Origin of the sequence: Pseudoduganella aquatica (assembly GCF_009857595.1) — a bacterium.
Lineage (GTDB): Bacteria > Pseudomonadota > Gammaproteobacteria > Burkholderiales > Burkholderiaceae_D > Rugamonas > Rugamonas aquatica_A.
In genome coordinates this window covers 1-19,700 of the sequence record NZ_WWCU01000056.1, presented here as the reverse complement: position 1 = coordinate 19,700, position 19,700 = coordinate 1, and the positions used below count along the sequence as shown (strand labels likewise).

The window sequence follows — 19,700 nt, the reverse complement described above, 5'->3', positions numbered from 1 at the left end:
AAACCGAACAACACCAGGAGACTTAAATGACCAAACCGTTAGAAGGCATCAAGATCATCGACTTTACCCACGTGCAGGCAGGTCCGGCTTGCACCCAGCTGCTGGCCTGGTATGGCGCCGATGTGATCAAGGTCGAGCGCCCCGGCGCCGGCGACGTGACGCGCTCGCAGCTGCGCGACATTCCCGGCGTGGACGCGCTGTACTTCACCATGTTGAACAGCAATAAGAAATCGCTGACGCTGGACACCAAGACGCCCGAGGGCAAGGAAGTGCTGACCCGCCTGATCAAGCAGTCGGACGTGCTGGTGGAAAACTTCGGCCCCGGCGCGCTGGACCGCATGGGCTTCACCTGGGAGCATATCCGCGAACTCAATCCCGGCATGATCGTGGCGTCGGTCAAGGGCTTCAGCGACGGCCACCACTACGAAGACCTGAAAGTGTACGAGAACGTGGCGCAGTGTGCGGGCGGCGCGGCCTCCACCACCGGCTTTGACGACGGCCCTCCAACCGTAAGCGCCGCCGCCCTGGGCGACAGCAACACCGGCATGCACCTGGCCATCGGCATCCTGACCGCGCTGCACGCGCGCAACCGCAACGGCGGCAAGGGCCAGAAGGTGGCCGTGTCCATGCAGGACAGCGTGCTCAACCTGTGCCGCGTGAAGCTGCGCGACCAGCAGCGCCTGGACCGCATCGGCTATCTGGAAGAATATCCGCAATACCCGCACGGCAAGTTCAGCGACGTGGTGCCGCGCGGCGGCAATGCGGGCGGCGGCGGCCAGCCAGGCTGGGTGCTCAAGTGCAAAGGCTGGGAGACCGATCCGAACGCCTACATCTACTTCACCATCCAGGGCCACGCCTGGGCGCCGATCTGCCGCGCCATCGGCAAGCCGGAGTGGATAGAAGACCCTGCCTACATGACCGCCTCGGCGCGCCAGGACAAGATCTTCGACATCTTCGCCACCATCGAAGCCTGGCTGGCCGACAAGACCAAGTTCGAAGCGGTGAACATCCTGCGCAAGTTCGACATTCCTTGCGCGCCGGTGATGACGATGAAGGAACTGGCCAACGACGAGTCGCTGCGCGCCAGCGGCACCATCACCGAGGTGGACCACAAGGAGCGCGGCAAGTACCTGACCGTGGGCAGCCCGATCAAGTTCTCCGACCTGAAAGTGGAAATCACCGGCTCGCCGCTGCTGGGCGAGCACACCAACGAAGTACTGGAAACGCTGGGCTACAGCTCGAAAGAGATCGCCGCGCTGCACGCCGCATCGGCGGTTTAAGGGAGCATGGCGGGTTACGCTGTGCTAACCCGCCCTACGGTCCCACAGTAATCGTAGGGCGGGTTAGCGCAGCGTAACCCGCCAGAGCGCCCCCACCAACATACCAGGAGCACCCATGCAACCATCAGACTACCAGCAACTAGTGGAAGCCATCGGCGACGCGGTGGTGGTGTGCGACGCGGCCGGGGCCATCACCGTGTGGAACGACGCGGCGGTGCGCATGTTCGGCTTTACGCGCGAGGACGCGCTGGGCCAGTCGCTCGACCTGATCATCCCCGAGCGCCAGCGGCAGCGGCACTGGGACGGCTACAACAAATCCATGTCCACCGGCGAGACCCGCTACGGCAACGACGTGCTGCGCGTGCCGGCGCTGCACAAGGAAGGCCGCACGCTGTCGATCGCGTTCACGGTGGCCATGCTGTTCGACGACGCGCGTAAGGTCACCGCCATCGTCGCCGTCATCCGCGACGAAACCGTGCGCTGGGCCGAAGAGCGCCAGCTGCGCATCCGCGTAGCCCAGCTGGAAGCGGCAGCAGCGGCAGCCGCCCCGGCTTAGCACGCCATCGGGCAATTACATTTTCAGGAGTTCCCTTGCGGAGTGGGGAGGACATTGATCACTACTCCATCTGCATTGATTTCATAGGGGACTCTGATTCCCCCGCCGCTGAAGTCGGTTGTATTCCGCGTGATCAGTAACCTGCCCGTGCAGTTTGCAGTTGCCTGGATGATTGCATCAGGCAGTTTGAGCCGGCGCTTGGGAAGTTCGTGTAGTGCGGCGTACCGGATTCGCACGGTCTCTGCGGAGATTGCGCCAGTTAAAGACACTACGGTTAGCGCTGCATCGGCTAGAAACTGTTCGACCTCTGGCCTGACAGCAGCCGGCATGCCGGTTAGGACTTCAATCCAGGTAATGATGCTGATGGCAGCGTCGCAGTAGGCGAGCAGCTCTGCCGCCGCCGCTTCGCGCCCATTCAACGCATCGATAATGATATTGGTGTCAAATAGCGCTGCGGTCATTCGGAACGCATTTCCAACTGAAACGCCAGTCCGTCTTGGGGAGCGTCAGTACGGCCTTTAAGTATGCCGAAGACTTTGCTCAACGCGGCCTTCCGCCGTTCAATCGGAGGAAGTTCTGCATCGGTATGATGATTTTGCGTGTGGCCAGCTGCGATCGCTGGTTCAATAAGTTTGTGGGCAGATTTGCGCATTGCTCCCTCCCTAGCCTGTATTCACACATATAGCTTGCCGAGGAAAGTGTACTCCGAATCACCAAGTTGGGCTTGCGCGTGGAGGTGCTAGTTACGAGTGTGTGCGCCGCCTCCATTGAAAATCCTATTACTATCGACTTTCCCCTAGGGGGAGGCGCGGCGGCGGCTGCCGCAGGTCGAGTAAAGGAGACTTTCAATGACAAACTCTGCAGCGTATTCCCGCCTGCTTGGCATTGCTCTGCTTGCCGCCGGGGTTCAGGCGTCGGTGCTGGCTGCGCCGGTGCCGCTTCCATCCTATAACGTGGATATTGCCAAGACCTCGGTGTCCGGCCTGTCCTCGGGCGGCTTTATGGCCGTGCAATTGCATGTGGCGTTTTCGGCCACCTTCAAGGCCGGCGCGGGCATCGTCGCCGGCGGGCCTTACTACTGCGCGCAGGGCGCGGTGAGCACAGCTCTCGGCCCCTGCATGGCGGCCAGCAGCTTCAGCAAGCCCGCCACGGCGACGCTGGTATCTACCACCAACAGCTGGGCCAGCCAGGGCCTGATCGACCCCACGAGCAACCTGGCCGGCTCCAAAGTCTATCTGTATTCCGGCACCATAGACAGCACCGTCAAGCAGCTGGTGATGAATGAGGCGAACAGCTACTACAAAAACTACATCGCCAGCGCCAATATCTTTTACAAGAATAATCTGGCGTCCGAGCACGCCATGGTGACGGACTTCTTCGGCAGCGGCTGCAGCACCAAGGCCAGTCCCTACATCAACAACTGCAATTTCGACCTGGCGGGGAATATCCTGCAATGGATCTACGGCCCGCTGAACACCCGCAACACGGGCACGCTGGGCGGCAGTTTTGTGGAGTTTGACCAGGCCGAGTTTATCGCCAGTCCCGCCGCGCATGGCATGGCGGCCAGCGGCTGGGCTTATGTGCCGGCCAGTTGCGGCAGCCAGCAGCAATGCAAGCTGCACGTGGTGGTGCACGGCTGCCAGCAGGATACGACCAAGATCCAGGACAAGTACTACCGCAACACCGGCTACAACCGCTGGGCGGACACCAACAACATCATCGTGCTGTATCCGCAGACCGCGCCCAGCAGCGCAGGCAATCCGAATGGCTGCTGGGACTGGTGGGGGTATGACGACGCCAACTACGCCAAAAAAAGCGGGCGCCAGATGGCTGCCATCAAAGCCATGGTGGACCGCGTGGCGGCAGGCGCAGGCCCTGGCGGAGGAGGCGGTGGCGAAGGCACGCTGCCCGCGCCGGCCGGGTTGGCCGTGAGCAGCGTGAGCAGCAGCAGCGTGTCCCTGGCCTGGAATAGCGTGGCCGGTGCGGCTGGCTACAATGTGTACCGCAGCGGCGGCAAGATCAACGCCAATCCGGTCACGGCGACGAGCTATACCGATACCGGCCTGGCCGCCAGCACCACCTACAGCTACACCGTGCGGGCGCTGGATGCGGGCGGCGCGCCCGGCGCGGAATCCACTCCGGTGAGCGCCACCACCAGCGCGTCCGGCTATGTGTGCAGCGCCACCACGGCCAGCAATTACGCGCACGTGACGGCGGGCCGGGCAGTCAGCAGCGGCGGTTACGCGCTGGCCAAGGGCTCGAACCAGAACATGGGGCTGAACAATATCTTCTTCACGAACACGCTGGCGCAGACGGCGCCGGGGTTCTACATTATCGGCACTTGCCCCTGACCGCTCACTGGCGACGCCGGCAGCCGATCTTTGCTAAGCTGTACGTACTGGTTCTTACTTGGGAGACCATCATGGCCATGTCACACGAAAGCTATTCCAGGCAGCAAGGCCTGCGCAATACCTACGACATTGAATACAGCAGCCTGCGCTACCGGATTTCGCTGTCTGGCAAGGTGCTGAAAGAAATCGAGTTGCCGTTGGACTCGCTCGCCGCACTGGGCGACGAGGCGAGCTGGAAATGCGCAGTGGCCGATATCGAGCATCTGCGCGGCATGCCGGAACAGTAGGATCAGGCCCGGGCGGGCAGTTTCCAGTCCGGGCGGATGAAGTGGCAGGTGTAGCCGTGCGGCAGGCGCTCCAGGTAGTCCTGGTGCTCCGGCTCGGCTTCCCAGAACGGGCCGGCCGGCGCCAGCTCGGTCACCACCTTGCCCGGCCACAGGCCAGAGGCGTTCACGTCGGCGATGGTGTCTTCGGCCACGCGCTGCTGTTCGGCGCTGGTGTAGAAGATGGCCGAGCGGTAGCTGGTGCCCAGGTCGTTGCCCTGGCGGTTGCGCGTGGTCGGATCGTGGATCTGGAAGAAAAATTCCAGGATCTTGCGGTAGCTGATCACGGCCGGATCGAACACGATTTCAATCGCCTCGGCATGCGTGCCGTGGTTGCGGTAGGTGGCGTTCGGCACGTCGCCGCCCGAATAGCCGACGCGCGTTTTCAGCACGCCCGGATAGCGGCGCAGCAAATCCTGCATGCCCCAGAAGCAGCCGCCTGCCAGCAGCGCGGTTTCAGTAGTAGTGCTCATGCCAGTTCCTTTGCAGTGTTTAGGCTGCATAAGTATAGCCACAATGCAAAAAAACAACCCGGCGCGAGGCCGGGTTGCGGGAACAGCCAGGGAACTGCCGACGAACTTAGTTGCGGATCGTCATGCCGATCATGATGCGGCGGCCGGCGTAAGCGTAGTCCAGCAGGTTAGGCGTACCATCCGCGAACGGCGAGTATGGACCTTGGCTGTTGGAGGTGGTCGCTTTGCCCAGGTTGCGGCCTTCGGCGAAGATCTCGATGCCGTTGGCGAAACGGTAAGCCATGCGGGCATCGACGAAGCGGGTGGCGTCCTTGAAGTTAGGCGAACCTGGGTTATACGGGGTGACCGTGATGCGGGTCACGCCAGGCGAGCTTGGGTAGTTGTTCACAGTGTTAGCGTTGCAAGCGGCGATGCAGGTGAACTGCTGCGCCACGAACTGCAGTGCCACGCGGGCCGAGAAACCGCCATCGTCATACCACAGAGCAGCGTTGTACGAATACTTCGACTCGCGTGCCGGCGGCAGCGGAGTGCCGGTGATCAGATCCACAACGTTGACGGCCGAAACAGCCGAGCGCAGCTTGGTGTAGTTCGCATCAAAACCGGTGTACTTCAGGATCGACGGCAGGAAGGTGAACGCGGTCTTGCTCTGGAACTCGATGCCCTTGCGGGTGGTCGCCGCACCGTTGTCGTAGGTGCGGTAGTTGAAGTCCAGGTCACCCAGCGACTTGCCGGTGACCGGATCGACCAGCTCGGTGCCCGAGAACAGTTTTACGTCGCTGCGGCTCTGCACTTCATTCGGTCCGATAATGCCCTTCTGGTGGAAGTAGGACACGTTGAACGTGGTGTCGCGGTTAGGGTACCACTCGAGCGAGAAGTTCTGGTTCCAGTTGGTCTGCGGACGCAGGGCCGGGTTGCCCATGGTGCCGGTGCAGGTCTGGTCCAGTTCGGTACCGGTCAGGGTGTCGATCTTGCGCTCGTCGTAGGTGCAGGTGCCGGATGGCAGCAAGCTCGTCACCGGTGGCCGCGCGACGGTCTTGGCGCGGTTGTAACGCAGCACCACTTGGTCTGGTATCGCCCACAGCGCCAGGTTAAGCGATGGCATGTAGTCGGTGGTGCTGGCGTTGAGCGTGGTAGGAACGATCAGCGTGTTGGTGATGGTGCCGCCGTCTGCGTTCGGGTTCGAAGGATTGTACGACGGAGATTTCTGAATGGTCTGGAAGCCCAGGATGCCAGTGCCGGAAACCTTGGTGTTAACTATGCGGTAGCCGAAGTTGCCTTCCAGTTCCAAGTTGAATGGCAGCGCCTTGGTGGTGCCTGGCAGGTGATCGATGGTGAAATCGGTCATCAGGTAGCCGGAACGTACTTTTTCGTCGAACTTGTTGGACGGTTTCTTGTAGACCTTGCCGTCGCTGGCCAGGCACTCTTTCACGCAGTCGTAGTTGACGTTTGGTATGCCGGTCAGGGCGAATACCTTCTCCACGTCGATCTGTGTCCAGCCATTCAGCAGATTTTCCGGACGGTCCTTGGCACCATTGAAGAAGGTGGTGGTTGGCTTGGTCATGGACTGGGTCAGGATGTCCAGGAACTGTTTTTGCGTCACGACGAGCTGGCCTGAGCTGGTGTTGCTCGGATTGAGGGCGGGGTTGTAGCCGTACTTGCATGCCGCGCCGCCTGCGCCCAGCGAACCGGCGGTGTTTTCGCAACCGACAAAGGTGGAGCGGACGATAGTCTGCGGCATGTAGACGCCAGGAATGTAGCCAGGCGTGCCGAAGGTGCCCACTGCCGCTTTGACTACATAGTCGCCGTTCGGCGCCCAGCTTTCGCCGAAGGTGTTGCGCAGGTTGATACCGGTCTTGATGCGTGACAGGAAAGGCACCTGGTCGTTCAGCGCGTAGGTCAGATCCACCTTGGCCGTGCGTTCGCCGCCTTCGTTCAGGCGCGGCGTGAACTGCAGCGACGGCGCCTGGGTCAGCAGTGGTTGCTGGTTGATGGTGTAGGCAGGGATGGCCACTGGCACGGTTGCCGAGGCGGGTACCGCCGCCAGCGCCGCAACCGCAGGCCGCGCCACGGCGAAGTTGGCCGGATTCGACGAATCGAAAGTGCTGCCTTGCGGGAAGGTGTGGGTCCACAGGCCGTTCGGCAGCACTTGCAGCGTGGCTGGGCCGTAGTTGTAGCTCCACGACGTGCGCTTGTCGCCACGCGAAAAGTCGGACTTGGCGCTACCGACGAAGAATTCCGCAAGCAGGGGGCCGTTGCGGTAGGTACCGCCGGTTTGCAGATAGGTGCTGCTGGTTTCGATGGTGTTGTGAATCTGGTCCACGCCGACGTTGCCGTCGCTGATGGTGAACTTGGTCACGTGGTGGTTGGCGTCCACCGTCACCGAGCGCGGGTCCACGTTGGCCACGGTGCCGGCGATAGGGAACGCGTTGGTGCGGAAGCTAGGCGTGTCGTAGGTATAGTAACCGGAACCGGGGATGGCAACGCGCGAGCCGGTGGCGTCGCTAAACGTGGCGCCGCTATACGTCGGCGTGGAGGTCGAGGCCGCGTTGGTGGTCAGGCCCCCCAGACTGTAGGTCAGGAAGTTGTCGTCCACTTTGCGGCGCTGAATGCTGCCCTTGGCGTACACGGTCAGCTCATTGTTGACCTTGAAGTCCAGGCGCAGGTCGGCGGAGCGGCGTTTGTCGACCTGGGATTTCTCCAGGTAACGCACCAGGGATGGCGTGTAGTCATTCCACTGGTTCAAGCAGGTCAGCAGTTCATTGCCGCGCTGGTTGATGGCGGCATTGCGTGGAGCGCCGGCAGTGATTGCGTTCTGCTGCGCGGTGGTCAGGTTCGGGAAGGCGGCGTAGCAGTCCGCTTTCGAGTTGGCGGCGGCCGAGCGCGTCACCAGGTCCAGCGGCGTGGCAGCGTTGAAGAAGCCGCCTGCGATCAGCGGGCTGGCCAGCAGGGTAGTAGTGGCCAGCGGGTCCGAGGTGGATACGGTGCTCGGATTGAACTTGAAGGTCTTTTCCGGCGAGTTGTCGAAATCAACTGCGCGCGCATAGCCCTGGTTGGCGCTGGTGGCGACCTGGGCCGAATGGCCTTCGTTGCGCGCCTGCGAGGTGGTCACGTTCAGGATGACGCCCAGGCGGTCATCGAAGAATTTGTTGGCCAGGATCAGGTTGGTGTCCGGCGTCCATTTCTCGTTCAGCGAGTTCTGCGCTGCGGCTACGCGCAGCGAATAAAATGGTTTCTTGAAGTCCAGGCCGGTGCGGGTCTTGATGATGATGCCGCCGCCCAGCGAGCCTTCGGTCATGTCGGCGGTGGAGCCTTTGACCACGTCCACGCTCTTGATCAGGTCGGACGACATTTCGCGGAATTCCACGCCGCGGCCGCTGCCGCCGCCGTTCAGGTCAGTACCGCCGCCCGCTTGCACGCCCTGGCCGTCGATCTCGACGCGGGTCAGGTCGGCGGAGTTGCCGCGCACGGCGACGCTCACGCCCTCGCCGAAGTCGCCGCGGTCCAGCGCAATACCGGCGATACGGGAAATGGCTTCACCGATGTTACGGTCGGGCAGGGCGCCGACGTCTTCGGCGACGATGGAATCCTGTGCGGTGGCCGCGTTCTTTTTGCGGTCGATGCTGCTTTGCTGCGAAGCGCGGGTGCTGCTGACCACGACCTTCTGAACTACTGGGTCTTTGGCCGGCGCCTCGGCCGCTTTCGGTGCTTCCTGTGCGATGGCCATATTGCTGGCAAGTGCCAGGGCAATGGCGTAGCTCAAACGTTTTGGCCGAAGTTGGCCGTTTGCGATGATGTGCATTCTCTCCGTCTCCCTTTAAGGAATTATTAATTGCGAACTGAGTTTATTGTTGGAGTTTGAATGTGTGTTTGTCGCTCAGGAAATAATCACCCTATTGATTAAGATTGTTGTTTTTGAAGGATTTAGCTATATCGAATCGGGCAGTTGCTATATCGGAAGGGCATAGCGGGAAGCAAACAATCAGTGGATTGATTGTTTGATCGACAAGCTGCTTAGCGCGGTGCGGCCAGTACCTGAGTCCAGTACATAAGCCGCCGCGCTGTATTGAGGGAGTAAGCCGCACCCATTTCGGTAAAGGCCGGGTTCATGATATTGGCGCAATGGCCCGGGCTTTCCAGCCACCCGGCCACTGCTTCCTCGGGAGTGTTGATGCCGGAAGCGATGTTTTCGCCGACGATGCGCCAGGCGTAGCCAGCGTTTTGCGCACGGTCTGCCGCATAGCTGCCGTCGCGGGCCTGGTGGCTGAAGTAATGCTTGGACGCCATGTCGCTACTGTGCGCCAGTGCCGCCTCGGCCAGTGCCGGATTGAGCGACAGGGGCGGAGCCGCCGCGAACATGCGGTCGCCGCACAGCCGGGGCGCGGCGCGCGCGGCGTTGCTGGCCGCGAGCGCGGCTTGGCCAGCCAGATCCGGGTCGGGGAGGGGAATTGGGCGCTGCGGCTCGGCCAGCACGACCTGCCAGGTGTCGCCGTCGCGGGCGGCGCCCACGGCGGAAAATTGCGTGTTGAGCAACTGGTGGCAGTATTTTTCCCGCAGCACAGTCATGGCGGCGGGCGCATCCGGAGCGCCGGCGACGTAAATGACCGCAGCGTGCTCGACCGGGTAGCTGGCCCGTTCCAGTGCCAGTTCGATAAAGGCGCCGGTGCCCAGGCGCACGCGGGACAGTGCAGGGGCTGCGGCCAGCGGTGCCATCGGGGAGGCGGGTAGATCGCCGCAGCGTTGCGGCAAGGCGCGGAAACCATTAATCAGGTCAAGCAGCGCCGGCTGCGGTACGCCCGGCGCCGCAGCCGCCGCGAATGGCGGCGCGGACAAGGCGGCAAGCAGGACGCTTGCATGCAAGGCCAGCGTTAGCCTGGATCGGTTTTCTGGTGCGTGGGCGAGAACCATATTGGGCCGGGGTGAGTGAGGCTGGCGTTGTCTGGATCAGCTTTCTAGTGGATAATTGACGCCCATGAACGATACCACCACCCCACCACCACTGCCGGACCGCCTGTCGGTTGATCCGAAAAGCCCACACCACCACCTGCCAGTGCTGCAGCACGACATCGGCATCAAGTTCAACGACAAAGAACGTCTGGACGTCGAAGAGTACTGCATCAGCGAAGGCTGGATCAAAGTTGCCGCTGGCAAGTCGCTGGACCGCAAGGGCCGCCCCATGCTGATCAAACTGACCGGCAAGGTCGAAGCGTTTTACAAGTAATGTCTCACCGAGCCACGTGCGCAGCCAGCGCGTGGCGTTCTTCCTCGAACCACACTGGCGTACCCAGCAGCTGGTCGTAGTCCCAATATTCCCACTGATTGCCGCCCAGCTCGCGCGCGCCGGCGGGATGGCGCACGGCCCAGCCTTCGGGCGCGGCATAGCGTACCCGGCAAGGCCCGTCGTGCGGCGCCACACGCAGGTAATTCCCTCCCAGCACAATCGAATTAGACTCCAGCCGCAGCGCGGCCATGCGGTAGGACAAGCCCAGCGAATTTGAGCGCTGCTGCGCCGTGTAGCACGACCAGCCGTGGCGGTGGATTTCGATGGCCGTACCGCTGGCCGGATCGAAGGCGCGCACCTCGCGCACGGCGCGGCTGAAACGCTCAAAATCGTAGTCGCCCGGCGCCAGGCCCGGGGCCAGCAGCGTGGTTTCGCGCGGCGTGAGGCCGGCGATGTGCAACTGCACGCGCAGTTCCAGGAGCCCTGGGTCCAGTTCAACCTGGTAGGCTGGTTGCATGCGCATCCTAGTAGCCCAGGTGGTAGGCCGGGTCCAGCCATTGCGGGCGGCGCAGGCCGAAATGCTCCTCCAGCATGCGCTCGGCCGTGCAGAAGGCGCCTTCCACCCAGCCTTGCTGGTCCGAATAGGCCTCGCCCACGATATGGACCGCCTCGGCGCGGTCGGGTTTGCGCATGAAGGGCATCACGCGGTCCACCGCGTAGCCCGGCTGCCAGGCGTGGTAGCCGCCACCGTAGGGATCGGCCGACCAGTCCTTGAACCAGGTGACGTAGGGCTGCGGAATGCTCACGCCGCTGCCGTGCAGCTCGCGCAACTCCTTCATCACCTCGTTCACCATGCGCTGCGGCGCCTGCACGTCCTGCAGGCCTTGCAGCTGGGCCGGCGATACCAGCGCCGTGGCGCGCGGCTGGAAGCGCTCCGGATGGCGCGCCAGTACCTGCCAGAACGGCGTGGCGCGCATGTCGTTGTAGCTGCCCAGCAGCAGCGAGTGGCTGTTGGACGGGTCGGTGCCGAAGTAGTAGCACTGGCGCAGCGGCAGGTCGGTGATGGAATGGCCAGCCTGCGCGCCAAAGCTCTGCTGCCACCAGGGCTGCTCGAAGCCCATCAGTATCTTATAGGACGGCTCGGGGATGACGGCCGCCAGATTGCGCTGCAGCTCGTCGTTGCGGAAGAAGAAGCTGTCCTGCGCCAGCAGTTCCAGCGCGCGGCGCGGCAGGGCCAGCACCACGCTGTTGGCGTGCACCGCCCACGGCGCGCGGCCCGGGCGGTTCAGGAAGTGCAGGGTGTAGCGGTAGCCCGGCTTGCCGGAGCGGGTGAAGCCCAGCAGCTGGTTTTCGCGCCAGATGCAGGCGCCCGGCTCGGCCAGGTAGGCGTCCGCCAGCGCGTAGGCGATGCCGTCGTAGCCGCCGGCGATGGTCTTGTAGGCCGTGCCGGCGTTGGAAAAGTCGCCCACCATATAGGGCAGGGCTTCGGCGGCGTTCCAGTTGATGGTGTTGGAGTAGTAGCCGCCAGCGTCGGCCAGGAAGTTGTAGCCCTCCTGGCCCACGCGGTCCTTCAGCATGTTCCAGAAGCCCAGCTCGCTCACCAGCGCGTCCTGGTAGGGGCCGGCGAAGCAGTAGCGCAGCTGCGGCTTGATGCGGCTCCAGTCCTCCGCGCTCAGCAGGAAGGTGTAGTCGTAGGCGCCGAAGTGCTTCACCTTGTCCGCATAGCGCGCGTTGAACCACGGGTCGGCGGTCAGCACCTCGTACACCACCTTGTTGAACAGCTGGTCCGCGCTGTAGCCGATGTCGCCTTCGTTCAGCATGTAGCGGGTGAGCTGGCGGTCGCCGCGCGCCTGGGCGCGCTGCCAGGCGTCCGCGCGCAGGTACTGCTTGCGCAGGAATGCGAACAGGTGCGCGTTGTCGCCCATGGGGAAGGGCACGCTTTGCAGCGTGTTGCTGAATACCTGCTCGACCAGCGTGGCGATAATGCTTTGCGAGGCCATGTAGCGCATGCCGCCCAGCTCGCCCACCACGTCCATGCCCGGCAGGGTGACCGATTCCAGGCGGCCGCCGATGCGGTCGTCCATTTCAAACAGCTGCACCTGGGAGCCGGGCAAGGCGCCATCGGCCACCATGCGCCACGCACTGTACAATCCGGCAGCGCCGGCGCCGATGATGGCAAGCTCGGTACACAGGCCGTCCTGATAGGTGCTGTTCAGTGGCAGATCGGTCAGTTCGCTGCGCGTTTTCATGTTGCTGCTCCTGCAATTCATCATTACTGGATGTCAATAGCAAACCCCATGCCTGCACGCAATATGGACAAACTAACCTGATTTTCATATTGCAACCCTTTCATTCCGTTAATTGACATGTCAACCGGCGGGCTTTACATTGTCATTTACACTAGGAGAGAACTTTGGCTGCAGGCTTGAACGATTCCGATTACACGCTGACATCCCCGCTGCGCGACGCGGAAGTGACGGGCGGGCCGGTACTGGCGCTGACGGTGCTGTGGCATCCGGACCCGGCGCGGATCGGTGAACAGTACCTGGACGGCAGCGGCGACGGCGTGATCGAGCTGGGCCGTTTCATGCCCATGTTCAGCCGCCCCGGCAAGGACAGGCTGCCGCTGGGCTACGGCGGCATTTCGCGCCAGCCGCTGCGCATTGCGCGCACGCCGGACGGCGGCGTGGCCATTACGCCGCCGGACAGCCGCATGATCGTGGAGCTGGACGGCGAGGAAGTCGGCGGCGCGCAGCAGCTGGGCGCCGAGCGCGTGGCCGAGGGCGCCGTGCTGGGCCTGGGCCGGGCCGTGCTGCTGTGCCTGCACTGGGCCACCTCGCTGCCGCGCAACAATCCCGTGAAGGGCCTGCTGGGCGTGGGTAGCGCCGCCATCATGATGCGCGAGCAGGTGCGCGCGGCGGCGCAGACCAATATGCCGGTGCTGCTGCTGGGCGAAACCGGCAGCGGCAAGGAAGTGGCGGCGCGGGCCATCCACGCCATGGGGCCGCGCGCGGCCGCGCCGCTGGTGGCGGTGAACATGGCGACCCTGAACGAATCGCTGGCGGCGGTGGAGCTGTTTGGCGCCGCCAAGGGCGCCTACACCGGCGCGCAGACCGTGCGTGTGGGCCTGTTCGGCGAGGCCGACGGCGCCACCCTGTTCCTGGATGAAATCGGCAATACCCCGGCCGTTGTGCAGCCCATGCTGCTGCGCGTGCTGGAAAGCGGCGACTACCGCCCCGTGGGCGCGGCGGGCGACCGCCACAGCAGCGCGCGCCTGATCGCCGCCACCGACCAGGATTTGTACGGCGGCGCCTTCAATCACGCGCTGCTGCGGCGCCTGGAAAGCTATGTCATCCCGATGACGCCGCTGCGCGAGCGGCGCGAGGACATCGGCGTGCTGATCCTGCATTTCCTGGCCGAAGGCGGCGCGGCGGCGGACGAATTCCCGTTTGCGCTGGTGAGCGACTGCGCCTGCTACGACTGGCCTGGCAATGTGCGCCAGCTGGCCCAGGTGGTGCGGCGGGCGCTGCTGTCGGTGCGCATGGGCGAAGTGCCGCTGCTGACCGCGCTGACGCGCAGCGTGGCAGCGCCGCAGGGTAGTGCGGCCCGACTGGCGGCCTCAGCGGCCGCGCAGGGGGATGATTTTGCTGCGGAGGCAGGAGCGTATCGCGGCGGGCAAGGGCGTGCGGGGCAGGGCGTGGCGAGCAACGGCGGCGTTAGTCCGGCCGGGAATGGCGCAGCACCGCCGGCGGACGCCAAGCGCGGACGGCGCGCCATGCCGGATCACGAGGAAGTGTTGGCCGCGATGGACGGCAACGGCTGGCGCATCCTGAGCGCCGCGCAATCGCTGGGAATTTCCCGTCCGACCATGTACAAGCTGCTGGATGAACATCCGCAGATCCGGCGACCCGAGCGGATCGCCGAAGAAGAACTGCGCAGCGCGCTGGCCGCCTGCGACGGCGCCGTCGACCGCTGCGCCGCGCAGCTCAAAACACCTGCCGAAGCGTTAAGGCGTTACCTTGGTGCGCTCGGAATTTCCTGATGAGTTAACCGCCGGCGCTAACTTCAAGTTCCGGCCCGCCTGCAACTGCGCGTAGCTCGTCCTCGGTCAGCGGGCGTATTTCAGCCGCATGATTTTTTGCCGGCGTTTCGCTTGTAAACAGTTTGCGGATGTTGGAGAAAATCGATTCGTGTTGTGCATGTTGCATTTGAGTTCCTTAAATGGTTATGGAAGAACGCGCTATCGTATTGCGTTTTGCGTCAATTCGCCTAGCGGCCCGGTGTAGGTGACGGATTAGTCGGATCCCGATCCAACTTCGCACTCAGGATCAAATCCGAACACGCGCCGCTCAATGCCTTCGACTCCAGCAGAGGTGGTGCGGCGGATCGATGCAGTAATAATGAAAGACAAGTCCCAGCGACCGAGGTTGGTGCACTCGAGCGTCAACGTCGGTTGCCACACAGCCACTTCGCTGGAGCCTTGGCACACACCCTTGCCATAGCTGATGACAGCGCTATTGCTACCAAATGGCGATGGTTCGGGGAACTGGCCTGCCAGTTCGGGATTTTCCCGGGCGGTGAAGGCGCGTGGGGTGGTGATCATATTGCAGTCGTCAATCGTGACCTGGGCGATATGCGCTTTTTTGCTGGTCGCAATCATCACCACGTTGACTTTGTCCTCGCGTTTGAAGGCCAGCAGGCCGGTTTCTATGCCCGTTCCAGTGATTGGTTCGCCATCAACCGTGAAAGACCATTGCAGCAGTTGGCTGTCCTGGTCGATATCGAAGGTAGTGGTAAGGACGACTTCTCTCATTATTTAACTCCATCAGGTGATAAGGACATATACCGGGTGTCTCTCCTCAGCGCTACTAGGTCTGGTTCCGATGCGATAGCGCTGGCGGGATAGCCGTTCTTTTTCGCTTGCGCCAATGCTTCCAGTGCAAGCTCTCGTTTTCCAAGCAATTCGTATGCCAAGCCTGTGCGGAAATGAACATCAGGACTTGAAGGGGCCAGGCTCGTTGCTTTACGCAGCAGATCTATACCCCGCTCGTTGTCGCCAGCACGCACAGAATACAGGCCCATGCGCGAAAGGAGCGTTGAATCATTGGGGGCGATCTGTTGGCGCGGCTCAAGCAGCTTTAACGCTTTCCGATAGGCGTCCTTCGCCTGCCCCGCCTTGCCGGGTATCCACAACAGCGTGTCCCCGAGATTGGCCCATCTGAGATAATTGTTCGGATTCCCCGCAGGTGGCGTGACCGCGCGGTCAAACGCCTCCGCAGCGCCGACATAGTCACCGCGCGCAAACAGCGCGTTGCCCAGGCTGGTATACAACACTCCGTTAGGGCGAACTTGAAGGCCTTGTTGCAGCACCTGCAAGCCTTCTTCGCTGCGGTTCAACCTCAACAAAGTGGCGTTGAGATTGGCGTAGGCGAAAGCCGAGTCTGGTTGTAACTTCATGCTGCGGCGGAACGCCTGCTCAGCGGCTGCGTAGTTGCCTTGATCGAAATGCAAAGAGCCAAGTTCGTCGGCAAAGACGCGCTCGCCCGGGTTGCGCTGGATTGCCTGCTCTAGCCATTGTTTGGCTTCATCAAAACGGCGCAATTTGCGCAGTGCTACGGCCTTGCCCAAGGTGCCAAAATAATGTCCCGGCTCAAGGGCCAGGGCGCGTTCGCACTCGGCCAGCGCTTGTTCGCGTTTGCCTTGTTTAGACAGTACCCACGCCTGCGCAGCATGGCTCAACGCTAACTGGCCATCGAGCTTGAGCGCTTGCTGGGCGCTGGCGGTAGCACGCTGCAGCCAAGTTTCGTCCTGACTGTCGCTGAGATAGCGGTAGCTGTATACCAGTGACATGCCCGCAACGGCTGCGGCATTGTCCGGGTCCCGCTCAAGAATCGCAGTGAAATCGCGCGTTGCAGCCTCTAGTCGTTCCGGCTGATCGGATTGTTGCAGCGCTGCCAGCGCCCGGGAAATAGCCTGGGCCTTTGAAAACGGCGGATTAACCTTGCCAAGCGGCGAGTCGGTTGCGAGGAAAAGCCAGCATCCGGCGCTAACCAGCAGTATGGCTCCCGCAGCGAAGGTCTTCCAATTCCTTACCAATGCTTGTTTGTCTGCGAAACGCGACGAGCGCTTTGTTGCTACGTTACCGGCACTATCACCGGTGTCGTTGTTTATGTAGTCGATGCAGGCCGCTGTGCGTTGTTTCACTAGGTTCATGTTGGCCAAGCGCTGGTCCAGTCGGCGTGCGGTCAATGCTCGGATCAGCTGGATTATTTCTTCAGGCAGCGTATCGGGGAAAGTCCAATCATTGGAGCTGGACTGCATCTGCGCCGCAGCCAAGGCCAGGCCGCTCATGTTGCCGAAAGGGCGGGCGCCGGTGGCCAGTTCGAACAGGATCACGCCCATGGCGTAGATGTCGGACTGGCGGCCCGGCGCGGCGCCCAGCAGCACTTCGGGCGCCATGTAGGCGATGGTGCCTTGCTGCTCCAGCTGCATCACCGAGGTGGTGGCTTGCGCGTCGTCGTGGAAGGCCAGGCCGAGGTCGAGGATGCGGACTTTGCCGGCCGGGTCCAGCATCAGGTTGGACGGTTTCAGGTCGCCGTGGATCAGGCCGGACTCGTGCGCCGCTTCCATGGCCACGGCCAGCTGGCCCATCCAGCCGAGCACGGTGGGCAGGTCGAGCGGATGCTCCTTGTCCTGCGCCAGCTGGCGCCAGGTCTGGCCGGCGATCAGCTCCATGACGATGGCCCAGCCCTCGTCGTCCTGCTCAATCGAGTAGATCTGTGCGAAGGCCGGGTGGTGCAGCGACGCGGTCATGCGCGCTTCCTTGACCAGGCTGGCCGGGTCGCGCAGCGGGTCGAGGGCGCGGTGGCGCTTGATGGCCACCTTGCGGCGCAGCCGGCTGTCCCAGCCTTCGTACACCTCGCCGTGGCCGCCCGCGCCCAGGCGGGCCAGAATTTGATAGTGCTGGAACTGGGGGACGTCTGGCGGCGGGCTGGTGACTTCGGCGGCTTGGTTTTCCATATCTTTCCGGGGACGGCACGGCGCTTGCGTTGCCGAACCGCCTTTCAATAGCAGATATGGTGAGTCTCGCATAGCGGACGCCCATCCGCCAGTGAAATATTGTACTTAGGGAATGATTCCGGGGCAGAATGTCAATTTTCATGTAAAAAACCGCCTCACGGCGGTTGATTTACACGTCAGTATTGACAGTCTTGCGCCGCACGGCAATGGCAACGGCGATGCTCAGCGCACCCAGCAGCCAGGATGGGCGGTCGTTCTTCTCGGCTCGGGTAGCTGCTGCGTGAGCAACAGGCGCCAGGGCCAGGATAGATGCGGCCACCAGAGCAGTAGTGACGGTTTTGCGGACGATTTCAGTGTTCATTTCCCACCTCGGTTACTTACACAGGCAACAGCGCCGAGAGGGGTAATGCAGGATGCGTGCCAGCAAGATCAACACTTCATTACTGAATAGACTTGAAATGGCTGGGGCCGCCTAAATATGGGGGGTAGATTAACCCACAAGAAAGTAGCCACCATGTCCGATCTGCTCGAAGTCCTGAAATGGCGTTACGCCACCAAGAAAATGGAACCCACCAAAGCGGTTCCGCAAGAAAAAGTTGATCGCATCCTGGAAGCGGTGCGCCTGACGGCCAGCTCCAGCGGGTTGCAGCCGTATGAAGTATTTGTCGTTACCAATCCCGAGCTGCGCGAGCAGATCAAGCCGCACGCGTGGAACCAGGGCCAGGTCACGGACTGCTCGCACCTGCTGGTGTTTGCCGCGTGGGACAACTACACGGCCGAGCGCATCAACCAGATGTTCGACCTGGTGAACGAAGAGCGCGGTATCAAGAACGAAGGCTGGGAAGCGTACCGCCAGCAGCTGCTCAACACCTACCCGCAGCGCGACGCCGAGACTAACTACGCGCACGCCGCGCGCCAGGCCTATATCGGCGTGGGCACGGCGCTGATCGCCGCCGCGCAGGAGCAGGTGGATTCGGTGCCGATGGAAGGCTTTGATCCGGCCAAGGTGGACGAGATCCTGAAGCTGCGCGAACGCGGCCTGCGCTCGGTGGTGATGCTGCCGCTGGGCTACCGCGCCGGTGACGGCGACTGGCTGGTCAACCTGAAAAAGGTCCGCCGCCCGCGCGAGCAGTTCATCACCGAACTGAAGTAAACTTAGTACCGCGCGCCCCTTGAGTAGGGCGGATTAGCGTAGCGTAATCCGCCGCATGCACGCATTGCGACGGCTATGGCGGGTTACGCTTCGCTAACCCGCCCTACGGAATTTGCTTGACTTAGCGGTATTTTGGGGCAGGCATCGCGTCATTTTATGTTGGGCTTAGGGACGTGGCTGGGGCAGGGCGGGGGGGGCGATGATGGTGTCGTTCAGGCGCAGGAATTTGAAGCCGGCGAGCTTTTGGCCGTTTTTGCCTTCGGCGGCGTTGCGCGCTTCGCGTTCTGCCGTGCGGGCGAGGAATTGGTCGAAGCTTTCTTCGCGCACTTTGGGCTCGGCGGAGTTGAGGAACATGCGCTTGCCGTCCGCCGCCGTGACCACCAGCCCGACGTGCGAGGCCCAGTAGCCGCCGTCGCGCGTGGAGATGATGTTGACGAAGTCGCCGTCACGCAGCTTGTCCAATACTTCGGCCACGCGTTCCTTGGGGATGTAGTACTCGGTGCTGTCCTGCACCGGCATGCTGACCTCGGTGTTGTGGCGCGTTTTCAGGAAGCGCTGGCGGTCGACATGCAGCGGGTACGAGGCCACGAAGTCGCCCGCCAGTTCGCGCGTGGCGTCCGTCAGCAGCCAGCCGTTGTTGATGTTCCAGTCCTGCTCGGTGTAGTGGTTGCGCGTGGCCACGCCGACCACACCGTCCTTGTAGCGGATACGCTGCAACATCCAGAAGAACTCTTTCCAGTTGCGCGAGAGCGCCATGGCGTAGGTGTGCTCGGCGAACACCACGCAGTCGCTTTGCGTCAGGCTGAACATGGGCAGCGTGTCGTGCAGCTCGTAGGGGTATTCGCCCAGCAGGTTGAGCATATAGGGCTGGCCGATGTTGCGGCGGCCGATGGCGGCGATGCGCTTGCGCAGGTCGGGCTCGGACTGCTGCATCTGGGCGATGTAGCCGTCTGCTTCCTGCGGCGTCATCTGGTAGAGCTGCTTGGGCTGCGGCGCGGTGGCGACAGGCGGGGTGGGCACGCTGGCGCAGCCTGCGAGCATGGCGGCGACGAGTAGGGCGGCGATTCGGGTCATGTGGTGGCGCTCGCAAAAAAGCTCTACGGTATACCGAATCGCGCAAATAGAAAAGGCCCCCGAAGGGGCCTGGGTGCTGCTTGCGGCGGGGGCGCTTGGGCTGCTCTGGCGGGTTAGGGCTTTGCCTAACCCGCCCTTGTATTATTCCATCTGCCCCGAAAACGGAACGTCGGGGCAGAGCAACTGGATGCCGTACCCGCCCTTGGTCGCCAAGATCGTGATGTAGATTTCGCAGCAGTTGCTCTTATTCCA

19 protein-coding genes are annotated in these 19,700 nt (G+C 62.6%); 7 read left to right on the top strand and 12 right to left on the bottom strand.

The window, feature by feature from the left end:
• Positions 1–26 precede the first annotated feature (26 nt).
• Both frc and GTP77_RS27865 read left to right on the top strand, forming a co-directional pair.
• On the top strand, positions 27–1,280 hold the full coding sequence (frc, locus tag GTP77_RS27870) for a formyl-CoA transferase (RefSeq protein WP_161075416.1): 1,254 nt from the start codon (positions 27–29) through the stop codon (positions 1,278–1,280).
• Between the two features lie 115 nt (positions 1,281–1,395).
• Positions 1,396–1,836: a PAS domain S-box protein gene (locus GTP77_RS27865; protein WP_161075415.1), complete on the top strand. Its 441-nt coding sequence runs from the start codon at positions 1,396–1,398 to the stop codon at positions 1,834–1,836.
• A gap of 23 nt (positions 1,837–1,859) precedes the next feature.
• On the opposite strand, the gene GTP77_RS27860 is transcribed toward GTP77_RS27865, so the two are convergent.
• Together GTP77_RS27860 and GTP77_RS27855 are read right to left on the bottom strand one after the other, a co-directional pair.
• Positions 1,860–2,297, bottom strand: a complete 438-nt coding sequence (locus tag GTP77_RS27860; RefSeq protein ID WP_161075414.1) for a PIN domain-containing protein — start codon at positions 2,295–2,297, stop codon at positions 1,860–1,862.
• Positions 2,294–2,488 (bottom strand): hypothetical protein, encoded by a 195-nt coding sequence (locus tag GTP77_RS27855; protein ID WP_161075413.1) that lies wholly within the window; start codon positions 2,486–2,488, stop codon positions 2,294–2,296. The genes GTP77_RS27860 and GTP77_RS27855 overlap by 4 nt, the downstream gene beginning before the upstream one ends.
• A 196-nt stretch (positions 2,489–2,684) precedes the next feature.
• Between GTP77_RS27855 and GTP77_RS27850 the strand changes: the two genes are divergently transcribed.
• Both GTP77_RS27850 and GTP77_RS27845 read left to right on the top strand, forming a co-directional pair.
• Positions 2,685–4,187, top strand: coding sequence for an extracellular catalytic domain type 2 short-chain-length polyhydroxyalkanoate depolymerase (locus tag GTP77_RS27850; RefSeq protein WP_161075412.1), 1,503 nt, complete (start codon positions 2,685–2,687; stop codon positions 4,185–4,187).
• A gap of 71 nt (positions 4,188–4,258) precedes the next feature.
• Positions 4,259–4,474: a hypothetical protein gene (locus GTP77_RS27845; RefSeq protein WP_161075411.1), complete on the top strand. Its 216-nt coding sequence runs from the start codon at positions 4,259–4,261 to the stop codon at positions 4,472–4,474.
• A gap of 2 nt (positions 4,475–4,476) precedes the next feature.
• On the opposite strand, the gene msrA is transcribed toward GTP77_RS27845, so the two are convergent.
• The 3 genes from msrA to GTP77_RS27830 all read right to left on the bottom strand — a co-directional run bounded on the left by msrA (position 4,477) and on the right by GTP77_RS27830 (position 9,840).
• Positions 4,477–4,983: a peptide-methionine (S)-S-oxide reductase MsrA gene (gene msrA, locus GTP77_RS27840; RefSeq protein WP_161075410.1), complete on the bottom strand. Its 507-nt coding sequence runs from the start codon at positions 4,981–4,983 to the stop codon at positions 4,477–4,479.
• A 106-nt stretch (positions 4,984–5,089) separates the two neighbouring features.
• Entirely contained in the window at positions 5,090–8,782 is a 3,693-nt protein-coding gene (locus tag GTP77_RS27835) for a TonB-dependent receptor (protein WP_161075409.1), read from the bottom strand.
• Positions 8,783–8,994: 212 nt separating this feature from the next.
• Entirely contained in the window at positions 8,995–9,840 is an 846-nt protein-coding gene (locus tag GTP77_RS27830; protein WP_229202404.1) for a CAP domain-containing protein, read from the bottom strand.
• A gap of 112 nt (positions 9,841–9,952) precedes the next feature.
• On the opposite strand from GTP77_RS27830, the gene GTP77_RS27825 reads away from it, so the two are divergent.
• The gene (locus GTP77_RS27825; protein ID WP_161075407.1) at positions 9,953–10,201 is read left to right on the top strand and encodes a DUF3297 family protein; all 249 of its coding nucleotides are present in this window, start codon (positions 9,953–9,955) and stop codon (positions 10,199–10,201) included.
• A 4-nt stretch (positions 10,202–10,205) separates the two neighbouring features.
• Here the strand turns inward: GTP77_RS27825 and GTP77_RS27820 are convergent, their stop codons facing one another.
• Together GTP77_RS27820 and GTP77_RS27815 are read right to left on the bottom strand one after the other, a co-directional pair.
• Positions 10,206–10,718 carry a M61 family metallopeptidase gene (locus tag GTP77_RS27820; RefSeq protein ID WP_161075406.1) on the bottom strand — a complete coding sequence of 171 codons (513 nt, stop codon included), beginning with the start codon at positions 10,716–10,718 and terminating at the stop codon, positions 10,206–10,208.
• Between the two features lie 7 nt (positions 10,719–10,725).
• Positions 10,726–12,450: a flavin monoamine oxidase family protein gene (locus tag GTP77_RS27815; protein ID WP_161075405.1), complete on the bottom strand. Its 1,725-nt coding sequence runs from the start codon at positions 12,448–12,450 to the stop codon at positions 10,726–10,728.
• Between the two features lie 176 nt (positions 12,451–12,626).
• Between GTP77_RS27815 and GTP77_RS27810 the strand changes: the two genes are divergently transcribed.
• Positions 12,627–14,243 carry a sigma-54-dependent transcriptional regulator gene (locus GTP77_RS27810; protein ID WP_161075404.1) on the top strand — a complete coding sequence of 539 codons (1,617 nt, stop codon included), beginning with the start codon at positions 12,627–12,629 and terminating at the stop codon, positions 14,241–14,243.
• 4 nt (positions 14,244–14,247) lie between these two features.
• Here GTP77_RS27810 and GTP77_RS27805 read toward each other — a convergent pair whose 3' ends face one another.
• The 4 genes from GTP77_RS27805 to GTP77_RS27790 all read right to left on the bottom strand — a co-directional run bounded on the left by GTP77_RS27805 (position 14,248) and on the right by GTP77_RS27790 (position 17,582).
• Positions 14,248–14,409, bottom strand: a complete 162-nt coding sequence (locus tag GTP77_RS27805) for a hypothetical protein (RefSeq protein WP_161075403.1) — start codon at positions 14,407–14,409, stop codon at positions 14,248–14,250.
• Positions 14,410–14,495: 86 nt separating this feature from the next.
• A complete protein-coding gene (locus GTP77_RS27800) occupies positions 14,496–15,014 on the bottom strand; it encodes a hypothetical protein (protein WP_161075402.1) in 519 nt (172 codons plus the stop codon).
• Positions 15,014–17,221: a serine/threonine-protein kinase gene (locus GTP77_RS27795; RefSeq protein ID WP_161075401.1), complete on the bottom strand. Its 2,208-nt coding sequence runs from the start codon at positions 17,219–17,221 to the stop codon at positions 15,014–15,016. The genes GTP77_RS27800 and GTP77_RS27795 overlap by 1 nt, the downstream gene beginning before the upstream one ends.
• A gap of 169 nt (positions 17,222–17,390) precedes the next feature.
• On the bottom strand, positions 17,391–17,582 hold the full coding sequence (locus tag GTP77_RS27790; protein ID WP_161075400.1) for a hypothetical protein: 192 nt from the start codon (positions 17,580–17,582) through the stop codon (positions 17,391–17,393).
• 153 nt (positions 17,583–17,735) lie between these two features.
• On the opposite strand from GTP77_RS27790, the gene GTP77_RS27785 reads away from it, so the two are divergent.
• Positions 17,736–18,374 (top strand): NAD(P)H-dependent oxidoreductase, encoded by a 639-nt coding sequence (locus tag GTP77_RS27785; protein WP_161075399.1) that lies wholly within the window; start codon positions 17,736–17,738, stop codon positions 18,372–18,374.
• A 165-nt stretch (positions 18,375–18,539) separates the two neighbouring features.
• Here the strand turns inward: GTP77_RS27785 and GTP77_RS27780 are convergent, their stop codons facing one another.
• On the bottom strand, positions 18,540–19,448 hold the full coding sequence (locus tag GTP77_RS27780) for an N-acetylmuramoyl-L-alanine amidase-like domain-containing protein (RefSeq protein ID WP_161075398.1): 909 nt from the start codon (positions 19,446–19,448) through the stop codon (positions 18,540–18,542).
• Positions 19,449–19,700: the final 252 nt, after the last annotated feature.